This window comes from Stenotrophomonas sp. BR163 (assembly GCF_047520985.2).
GTDB classification, from domain to species: Bacteria; Pseudomonadota; Gammaproteobacteria; order Xanthomonadales; family Xanthomonadaceae; genus Stenotrophomonas; species Stenotrophomonas sepilia.
Map to the genome: position 1 here is coordinate 241,716 of NZ_JAXBRE020000003.1, position 8,730 is coordinate 250,445.

Consider the following 8,730-nt stretch of genomic DNA (forward strand, 5'->3'; position numbering starts at 1 on the left):
GCCACGGTAGGCCGAGGTGACGAGGGCGATCAGGGCGGGGATGTCGGCCGGCGTGGCGGCGCGAAAGGGATCTGACCCCACTCCCCCATTTGCGCCCGCCCACTGCCCACCTAAAATGCCCCCATGAGCACCCTGACCTTCCGCGCCGCCACGCCGGCCGACATCCCCGCCCTGATCGCCCTCGTCACCTCGGCCTACCGTGGCGACGCCAGCCGCGTCGGCTGGACTACCGAAGCCGACCTGCTGGATGGCGCCCGCATCGACGCCGAAGGCATCCAGGCCGACCTGGACCGCCCCCGCTCCACCATCCTGCTGGCCGAGCGCGAAGGCGTTCTTGTGGCCTGCGCCCACGTTGCCGATGTTGACGGCAAGGGCTACTTCGGCATGTTCTCGGTCGCCCCCGCACAGCAGGGCGGCGGCGTCGGCAAGCAGCTGATGGACGCCGCCGAAGCCCACGCCGCACGCGAATGGAACGTGCCGGTGATGCAGATGACGGTGATCGACGTACGCGACGAACTGATCGCCTTCTACGAGCGTCGTGGCTACCAGCGGACCGGCATCAAGAAACCCTTCCCGTATGGCGACGAACGCTTCGGCATCCCCAAGCGCGACGACCTGCGCTTCGAGGTCCTGGAAAAACCGCTGGCCGGAGCGGCCGCGTGAGCGATACCTGGACCTTCGTGTGCGCCAGCAACGAGCTGCTGCCCGGTGAAATGAAGAGCGTGTTCGACGAGGTGACCGGCACCCCGATCGTGGTGTTCAACCTCGACGGCGAGCTGTACGCGCTGGAAGACCAGTGCACGCACGAGGAATTCGAGCTGTCCTCTGGCGAATTCAACACCGCCGAAGGCAGCGTGGAGTGCGTACTGCACGGTGCGCGCTTCGACGTGCGCGATGGCCGCGCCCTGTGCGCCCCGGCCTATACCCCGGTGCCCAAGTTCCCGGTGAAGCGCGAGCACGACGCCGTCTGGACCCGCGACGACCGCGATTGAGGCGGCGCACGGCCTGGGGGTATCCACCCTGGGCTGGATCTGCAGGAGGCCCCGCAAGGGCCTTCGCAGGGCGTTCCCCGGCCGCCCCGGCGTCCATCAGCACCCCGCACATGCGAATCATTATCGTTGATGTTATCCTACGTAACATCTTCGTAACGACTTCGCCCCCGCGCCATGGCTTCGCCCGCGCCCACTGCCACGTTGTGCCAGCTCGCCCGCCAGGGGTGGCCACTGGCCGTGGCCGTGCTGCTGACGCTGCTGCTGGGCTGGTCGGCGCTGCACGAAGGACGCAGCAACGCCCCGACTACCCAAGGGTGGCAGGCACATGCCGAAGGGTTGCGCCAGGTCATGCCATTGCCGGCGCCGTCGGCAGACGAATGCCCGCAACATGCTGCACCTGCACCGGAGCCGCCGCTTGAGGGTGAGGGCAACACGCCCTGCGCCGGACTGGCCCCCCTGCGCGCGCCCTTGGTCGCACATATCCCGCTATGGCGCTCCGACGCCCTGCGCCGGCAACTGCACGATCCCGCACTGCGATTGAACCCCGGCCACGCACCGCCCGCACCGCACGCCAGCTGAGGTGCCCTGCGGCGGTTGCCGTGCGCCTGAAGTCGTTCGCCGCATCGCCGGGCATCAGCTCGGCTCTACAGAAGACGCTCCCTCCCTGTCGTCGCGCTGTCTGCGCTTCGGCCTTCGCCGTTTCCCGATCCACGCCACTACCCAAAGCCATGACCCACATCACGTCCCGCAAGCACGCCCCGCGCGTTTCCCTGCTCGCCACCGCGACCCTGGCCGCAGGCTTCGCGCCGCTGGCCGCGCAGGCTGCCGACAGCGCTGATGCCGCATCCAGCAAGGCCACCGACCTGGACAAGGTGCAGGTGCGCGGCAGCTGGTTCAATCCGTCCTCGCCGAAGTTCACCGCCGAACTGCTGGACACCCCGAAGTCGGTGTCGATCGTGTCGGAAAAGCTGATTGCCGAAACCGGTGCGACCAACCTGCAGGATGCACTGCGCATGGTGCCGGGCATCACCTTCGGTGCCGGCGAAGGCGGCAACCCGACCGGCGACCGCCCCTTCATCCGTGGCTTCGATTCGCAAAGCAACGTCTTCGTCGACGGCCTGCGCGACGTCGGCTCGCAGACCCGCGAGATCTTCGATCTGGAGCAGGTGGAAGTGGTCAAGGGCCCGAGCTCGGCTTACGGTGGCCGTGATTCCGGTGGTGGCAGCCTGAACCTGGTGAGCAAGACGCCGAAGCTGAAGAACGAGACCAACGCCAGCATGGGCATCGGTACCGACAGCTACGCACGCGGCACCGTGGACGCCAACTACGTTCTGGGCGATGGCATCGCCGCGCGCCTGAACCTGATGAAGCACGAATCGGACATCGCTGGCCGCGACGCCGCCAATGTCAGCCGCTGGGGCATCGCGCCGTCGATCGCGTTCGGCCTGAACGGCCCGGCGCAGCTGATTGCCAGCCACTACCACATGCAGAGCGATGACCTGCCGGACGCCGGTGGTTTCCCCTACGGCAACCCGAACGGTGCGCCGGCCTCGAAGTGGGTCGACGGCCGCCCGATGGTGCCGGACCGCAACAACTACTACGGCCTGGTCGACCGTGACTTCCAGCGCACCCGTGCCGACATCAGCACGCTGGATGCCAGCTACGATTTCGGCGGCCACAAGCTGCGCAACATCGCGCGCCTGGGCAACACCAGCAACGATTACCTGTGGACCCAGCCGGACGACAGCCAGGGCAACCCGAACAACTACGGCACCTTGTGGCGCCGTACCAACGCCCGCGCCGTCGACGTCAAGAGCTTCGCCGACCAGCTGGGCCTGACCGGTGCCTTCCAGACCGGCGCGCTCAAGCACAGCTACAGCGCTGGCGTGGAGTACAGCGACGAGAAGATGACCCGCGGCAGCTATCTGATGACCCCGGGCACCAGCAACCCGCTCACCGGCAACAGCAAGTGCCCGACCACCGGCGCGGCCACCGGCTACAACTGCACCGATTTCGCCAATCCGGATCCGCGCGATCCGTGGGCAGCCACCCATTCGGTGTACCGCAGCGACAAGGCACTGGACGTCGAGCAGCGCACCAGGACCACCTCGGCCTACGTGTTCGACACCATCGAGCTCAATGAGCAGTGGATGATCAACCTCGGCCTGCGCTACGACGACTTCCGCACCACCCTGACCACCCCGGTGGCCGGCAAGGCACCGACCCGCGTGCGCAACAGCAATGACTTCCTGAACTACCAGGCCGGTGTGGTGTTCAAGCCGGCCGCCAACGGCAGCATCTACCTGTCGTGGGGCACCTCCTCGACCCCGCCGGGCATGGACGGTGGTGACGGTTCGGACGGCCTGAGCGCCGCCGTGGCCGACCTCAAGCCGCAGGACACGAAGAACCTCGAACTGGGCACCAAGTGGGACCTGTTCGACCAGCGCCTGAACCTGACCGCAGCGATCTTCCACACCGTGATGAACAACGCACGCGTGACGGTCGACAACGGCACCAGCCGGAACGCCGGCAAGAAGGAGATCAACGGCTTCGAACTGGGCTTCACCGGCCAGCTGACCGACGCCTGGAGCCTGTACGGCGGCTACACCTACCTGGACTCGGAACTGAAGGACAACGGTTTCGTCTGTGGCGCACCAGTGGGCCGCACCTGCCCGTCCAACGTGTACGTGCCGTCGCCGTACAACGGCAACGTGTTCCCGAACACTGCCAAGCACAGCGCCAACCTGTGGACCACCTACCGCTTCCCGATCGGCCTGACCCTCGGCGCCGGCGCGTTCTACTCGGACAAGCAGTACGGTGATGTCGCCAACACCAAGTGGATCCCGAGCTACACCCGCTTCGACGCGATGGCCAGCTACGCGATCCAGGACAACATCAGCCTGCAGCTCAACGTGCAGAACCTGACCGACAAGACCTACTTCACCAAGGCCTATGCCTCGCACTACGCGAGCATCGCCCCGGGTCGCTCGGCCACTCTGGCACTGAACGTCAAGTTCTGATGTAACGGCGCTCCACCACGGCGGCAGGCGCTCTCCTGCCGCCGTTTTTGTTTCCGGCGATACTCACCCCATGGCAACCCGTACCCCCATCGACAGCGACGCCCTGGCCGAGCTGCTCCAGCACGATCCACAGGCTGCGTTCGCACGCGTGCGCGACGCCGCACAGGCCGGGCAGGTCGAGGCGCAGCTGCTGCTCGCGCAGATGCACATGGAAGGTAAAGGCACCGCGCAGGACGCCTCGGCTGCGCTGCTCTGGTACGAAACCGCCGCCAACAACGGCGCGCCGATGGCGATGAACATGCTCGGCCGCTGCCATGAGCTGGGCCAGGGCACCACGCCCGATCCCACGCTGGCCGCGGTGTGGTACCGGCGCGCGGCCGACACCGGCCTGGACTGGGGCCTGTACAACCTGGCCAACCTGCTGGCCACCGGCCGCGGCGTGCCCCAGGACCGCGCGCAGGCACTGGCCCTGTACACCCGCGCCGCACATCTGGGCCATGCCAAATCGATGAACCTGCTGGCCCGCCACCTTGAAGACGGCCTGGAGATCGAGCGCGATCCGCAGGCCGCCCTGGGCTGGTACCGGCGCGCGGCCGAGACCGGCGATTTCCGCGGCCAGGCCAACTACGCCTCGATCCTGCTGCAGGCCGGCCAGGTCGAGCAGGCCGTGCACTGGCTACGGCTCGCCCTGGCGCACGGCAGCCCGGCGTTCATGGCGCACATCGTGCCGGAACTGGCCGCGTCGCCGCATCCGCAGGTGCGCGCCCTGGTCGCACCGCCGTCCCTCTGAGGAGCCCCGCATGCTGCTGCACATCCCCGACATTCTCAGCGCCGACCAGGTGGCCGACTTCCGCCGCCGACTGGATGCCGCCGACTGGACCGATGGCCGCGAGACCGTCGGCCATCTGGGCGCGCAGGCCAAGCACAACCAGCAGCTGCCCGAGGCCTCGCCGCTACGCCGCGAACTGGGCGAGATCATCCTCGTCGCGCTGGCCCGGCACCCGCTGTTCTTCAGCGCCGCGCTGCCACTGAAGTACCTGCCACCGCGCTTCAACCGCTACAGCGGCGGCGGCACCTACGGCTTCCATGTCGATGGCGCGGTGATGAACCTCGCCAATGGTGAACAGCTGCGTTCGGACATCTCCTGCACCCTGTTCCTGTCCGCGCCGGATGAGTACGAGGGCGGCGAACTGATCATCAGCGACACCTACGGCGAGCACGAAGTGAAGCTGCCGGCTGGCGACCTGATCGTCTACCCGTCCAGCAGCCTGCATCAAGTGCGCCCCGTCACCCGCGGCGCACGCGTGGCTTCGTTCTTCTGGGTGCAGAGCATGATCCGCGACGACGTGCAGCGCCGCCTGTTGTGGGAAATGGATGGCTCGATCGAGCGCCTGCGGCAGACCGGCGGCGACGCCGAGGCGATCCTGCAGCTGACCGGCGTGTACCACAACCTTTTGCGGCGCTGGAGCGAAGTCTGAGCCTTGCCGGGCCGGTCCGCGAAATTTTGGCAATCATTCTCATTTGCAACAGCTAACGACTCTCATTACAATCACGCCCCGTTGATGCCGGCCGCTGCCGGCAGACCCCTGGGGACCCCTGCTTGCTGCGTCCGCTTCGCCCTCGCCCACTCATCCATCGCAAGATGGGCACCGCCATGCGCGGCCAGCGTCCGGCGCTGGCCAGCCTGCTGGCATGGGTGGCGATGCTGGCGTTGCTGCTGGGCACCCTGCCACTGCTGCCACAGGCCCAGGCTGGAATGGCCATGCAGATGCCGCTGGAAGAGCGCGGCGGCGAAAGCCCCCTGCAGGAAGAGGCGCCGGCCAAGCTGCGCCGCGGTGCATCCACTCCGGTGAAAGCGGCCGAGCAGGCACACCCGCCTTTGCTGCTGGCCAGCCACTGGCTGCGCACTGAACTCGAACTCGTACCCGCCACGCCGGCCATGCCCGGCGTGCGCCCGGACTGGCCGCTGGCCGCTCCGGACACGCCCTGGGCCGATGCGCCCGGGCGCCGCCAGCAGCGCGGCCAGGCGCCCCCGCTGGCCTGATCCACGGCCTGGCGTGACCGCCTGCGCGGTCGCGCCTGCACGTCGCTGCCTGCTTCATCCCTGCCGCCCCTGACCGGGCCTTCCGTGCCCGCCGCGCGCTTCGCGCACGGCATCGCGCCACCCTGCATTCTTCGAGGTAATTGCCATGGCCCAGCGCCATCGTGTCCGTTCGTCCCTGTCCCGTACCCTGCTGACCAGCGCCGTGCTCGCGGCTTTCTCCAGCCCCGCCTTCGCCCTCGGTGACGCCGCCGGCGCACCGCAGACGCTGGACAAGGTGGTGGTCACTGCCTCCGGCTTCGAACAGAAGGTGATCGATGCCCCGGCCAGCATCAGCGTGGTCAGCCGCGAGGAACTGAGCAAGCGCCCGTATACCAGCCTGGTCGATGCGCTGCGCGACGTCGAAGGCATCGACGTGGGCCTGGAAGCGACCGACAAGAACGGCCGCGCCACCGTGTCGATGCGCGGCCTGCCGTCCGAGTACACCCTGGTGCTGATCGACGGCCGTCGCCAGAGCAATGTCGGCCAGATCTACCCGAACAACTTCGGTGGCGGCCAGTTCGCCTACCTGCCGCCACTGGAGGCGATCGAACGCATCGAAGTCGTGCGCGGGCCGATGTCCACGCTGTACGGCTCGGACGCGATGGGCGGCGTCATCAACATCATCACCCGCCGCAACCAGGACAGCTGGCACGGCTCGGTGACCCAAGGCTTCACCGTGCAGCAGGACGACCAGTTCGGCGATGCGCGCACCACCGACCTCTACCTCAGCGGCCCACTGCTGAAGGACCGCCTCAGCCTGGCGGTACGCGGCAGCTACTACGATGCCAAGGCATCGAACCCGGAATGGGATGCACTGACCCTTCCCGACGGTACGCCGTGGGAGCGCAGCATCGGCTTCGGCGGTGGCGGCAAGTCGGTCGCCAACACCAACTGGAACACCGGTGTGCGCCTGGACTTCCGCATCAACGACGATCACGAACTGTGGCTGGACTACGACGTGTCGCGGCAGAAATACGACAACAGCGAAGGCCAGACCGGCACCCTCGACAGCCTGGCCAGCCTGTGGCGCGTCGGCAATGCGATCATTCCCAACCCGAACGGCAGCGGCACCGTCACCCGTCGCGTGGTGCAGCCGCGCGTGGGCTACACCGCCTACCAGCGCTACGAGCGCGATCAGCTGTCGCTGACCCACCAGGGCCGCTACAGCTTCGGCACCTGGCAGACTTCGCTGACCCACAGCAAGAGCAGCAATCTCGGCCGCTCTCTGCCGCTGACCCTGGACGAGCGTGCCAACCTGCAGACGCTGTGGAATGACGTCTGCCGCCGCACTGGCGCCGCCAACCACTGTGCGGCCGGCCGAGGCAACGCCCTGGCCGCCCTCAACCCGAGTGAGACGGCGCGCCTGCAGGCGTTCCTGCCGCGCCCGCTGCGCAGCATGGAACTGGAAGGCTACGTGCTCGACACGATGCTCGACCTGGACTTCGGCGCGCACAAGCTGACGGTGGGTGGCCAGTACAACAACACTGACATGGTCGACGGTGTGTTCGGCATGGATGGCGCCGGCTACCGCAGCAACGTCAAGCAGAAACACCGCATGTGGGCGCTGTTTGCCGAGGACAACTGGGCGCTGACCGACACCCTCACCGCCACCTTCGGCCTGCGCTACGACGACCACAACGTGTTCGGCAGCCACGTCAGCCCGCGTGGCTACCTGGTGTGGAACGCCAGCGATGCGTGGACCTTCAAGGGCGGCGTCAGCACCGGCTACAAGACCCCGCGACCGGACCAGCTGTTCCCGGGCATCACCGGCTTCGGTGGCCAGGGCGTGCTGCCACTGGTCGGTTCGCCGAACCTCAAGCCTGAAACCAGCACCAACTACGAGCTGGCCGCCTACTACGAGGGCCAGCGCTGGGGCTTCAACGTCACCGGCTTCTTCAACACGTTCGAAGACAAGATCGCCAGCGGCGGCACCTTCCCCAACTGCGAAGTGGCGCGCGCCGGCAGCGGCTACTGCGTGGACATCGGCCCGGGCTGGGCCGCACTGGGCTACAGCACCTTCACCCAGAGCGTGAACATCGACAAGGCTGAGACGCGGGGTGCCGAACTGGCCGCCCACGTCGACCTGCTCGACACCCTGCAGCTGCGCGGCAACTACACCTGGACCAGGAGCGAGCAGACCAGTGGCGCACAGGAGGGGCTGCCGATCAGCGGCACCATGCCGGCAAAACACATGGCCAACGCCAGCCTCAACTGGCAGGTCAATGAAGCGGTCAGCCTGTCGCTGATCGGCGAGGGCCGCTACGACCGCTACCGCGACACGCTGCTGGACGCCAACGGCGCCAGCCACACCCGCTACTACGAGGACTACACGATCTTCCATCTCGGTGGCAGCTGGAAGGCCACGCCCTGGCTGACGGTGAACGCACGGGTCAACAACCTGCTCGACAAGGATTTCGTCTCGCAGTCGTGCCTGTTGATCAGCCAGAGCGAATTCAACTGCGTGGACGACTATGCGACCAAGGACCAGCGGCGCAGCTACTGGATTTCGCTGAACGCGAAGTTCTGATCGCCGCGCCCTGCTCCTGCTCCACGCATGGCGTGGATCTACCGATCGGTAGTGCCGGCCGCTGGTCCTTGGTCGCATAGTCGTCCACGCAGTTGAATTCGCTCTGGC

At 67.3% G+C, this 8,730-nt stretch carries 8 protein-coding genes and 1 pseudogene; 8 read left to right on the plus strand and 1 reads right to left on the minus strand.

All coding sequences use genetic code 11. The features are described 5' to 3' along the window. Window positions 1–81 (minus strand): annotated as a pseudogene (locus ACM0PY_RS03530) (GNAT family N-acetyltransferase); the annotation flags it as partial. Between the two features lie 42 nt (window positions 82–123). On the opposite strand from ACM0PY_RS03530, the gene ACM0PY_RS03535 reads away from it, so the two are divergent. From ACM0PY_RS03535 to ACM0PY_RS03570, 8 genes are all read left to right on the plus strand, one after another. Then, window positions 124–663 (plus strand): GNAT family N-acetyltransferase, encoded by a 540-nt coding sequence (locus tag ACM0PY_RS03535; RefSeq protein WP_180885524.1) that lies wholly within the window; start codon window positions 124–126, stop codon window positions 661–663. Beyond that, window positions 660–992, plus strand: a complete 333-nt coding sequence (locus ACM0PY_RS03540; protein WP_005415593.1) for a non-heme iron oxygenase ferredoxin subunit — start codon at window positions 660–662, stop codon at window positions 990–992. Before ACM0PY_RS03535 ends, ACM0PY_RS03540 begins: the two co-directional genes overlap by 4 nt. 174 nt (window positions 993–1,166) lie before the next feature. Beyond that, window positions 1,167–1,571, plus strand: a complete 405-nt coding sequence (locus ACM0PY_RS03545; RefSeq protein WP_134972068.1) for a hypothetical protein — start codon at window positions 1,167–1,169, stop codon at window positions 1,569–1,571. A gap of 149 nt (window positions 1,572–1,720) precedes the next feature. After that, entirely contained in the window at window positions 1,721–4,012 is a 2,292-nt protein-coding gene (locus tag ACM0PY_RS03550) for a TonB-dependent receptor (RefSeq protein WP_180885525.1), read from the plus strand. A gap of 70 nt (window positions 4,013–4,082) precedes the next feature. Continuing rightward, window positions 4,083–4,802, plus strand: a complete 720-nt coding sequence (locus ACM0PY_RS03555) for a tetratricopeptide repeat protein (protein ID WP_180869091.1) — start codon at window positions 4,083–4,085, stop codon at window positions 4,800–4,802. A 10-nt stretch (window positions 4,803–4,812) separates the two neighbouring features. After that, window positions 4,813–5,490: a Fe2+-dependent dioxygenase gene (locus ACM0PY_RS03560; RefSeq protein WP_134972069.1), complete on the plus strand. Its 678-nt coding sequence runs from the start codon at window positions 4,813–4,815 to the stop codon at window positions 5,488–5,490. Window positions 5,491–5,654: 164 nt separating this feature from the next. Next, window positions 5,655–6,056, plus strand: coding sequence for a hypothetical protein (locus ACM0PY_RS03565; protein ID WP_061479226.1), 402 nt, complete (start codon window positions 5,655–5,657; stop codon window positions 6,054–6,056). 145 nt (window positions 6,057–6,201) lie between these two features. Then, the gene (locus ACM0PY_RS03570) at window positions 6,202–8,622 is read left to right on the plus strand and encodes a TonB-dependent receptor domain-containing protein (protein ID WP_180885527.1); all 2,421 of its coding nucleotides are present in this window, start codon (window positions 6,202–6,204) and stop codon (window positions 8,620–8,622) included. Window positions 8,623–8,730 lie beyond the last annotated feature (108 nt).

Coding starts and splice junctions, on each gene's coding strand:
- ACM0PY_RS03545 (WP_134972068.1), top strand. CDS start 1,167: ATGGCTTCGCCCGCGCCCACTGCCACGTTGTGCCAGCTCGCCCGCCAG.
- ACM0PY_RS03570 (WP_180885527.1), top strand. CDS start 6,202: ATGGCCCAGCGCCATCGTGTCCGTTCGTCCCTGTCCCGTACCCTGCTG.
- ACM0PY_RS03560 (WP_134972069.1), top strand. CDS start 4,813: ATGCTGCTGCACATCCCCGACATTCTCAGCGCCGACCAGGTGGCCGAC.
- ACM0PY_RS03550 (WP_180885525.1), top strand. CDS start 1,721: ATGACCCACATCACGTCCCGCAAGCACGCCCCGCGCGTTTCCCTGCTC.
- ACM0PY_RS03535 (WP_180885524.1), top strand. CDS start 124: ATGAGCACCCTGACCTTCCGCGCCGCCACGCCGGCCGACATCCCCGCC.
- ACM0PY_RS03565 (WP_061479226.1), top strand. CDS start 5,655: ATGGGCACCGCCATGCGCGGCCAGCGTCCGGCGCTGGCCAGCCTGCTG.
- ACM0PY_RS03555 (WP_180869091.1), top strand. CDS start 4,083: ATGGCAACCCGTACCCCCATCGACAGCGACGCCCTGGCCGAGCTGCTC.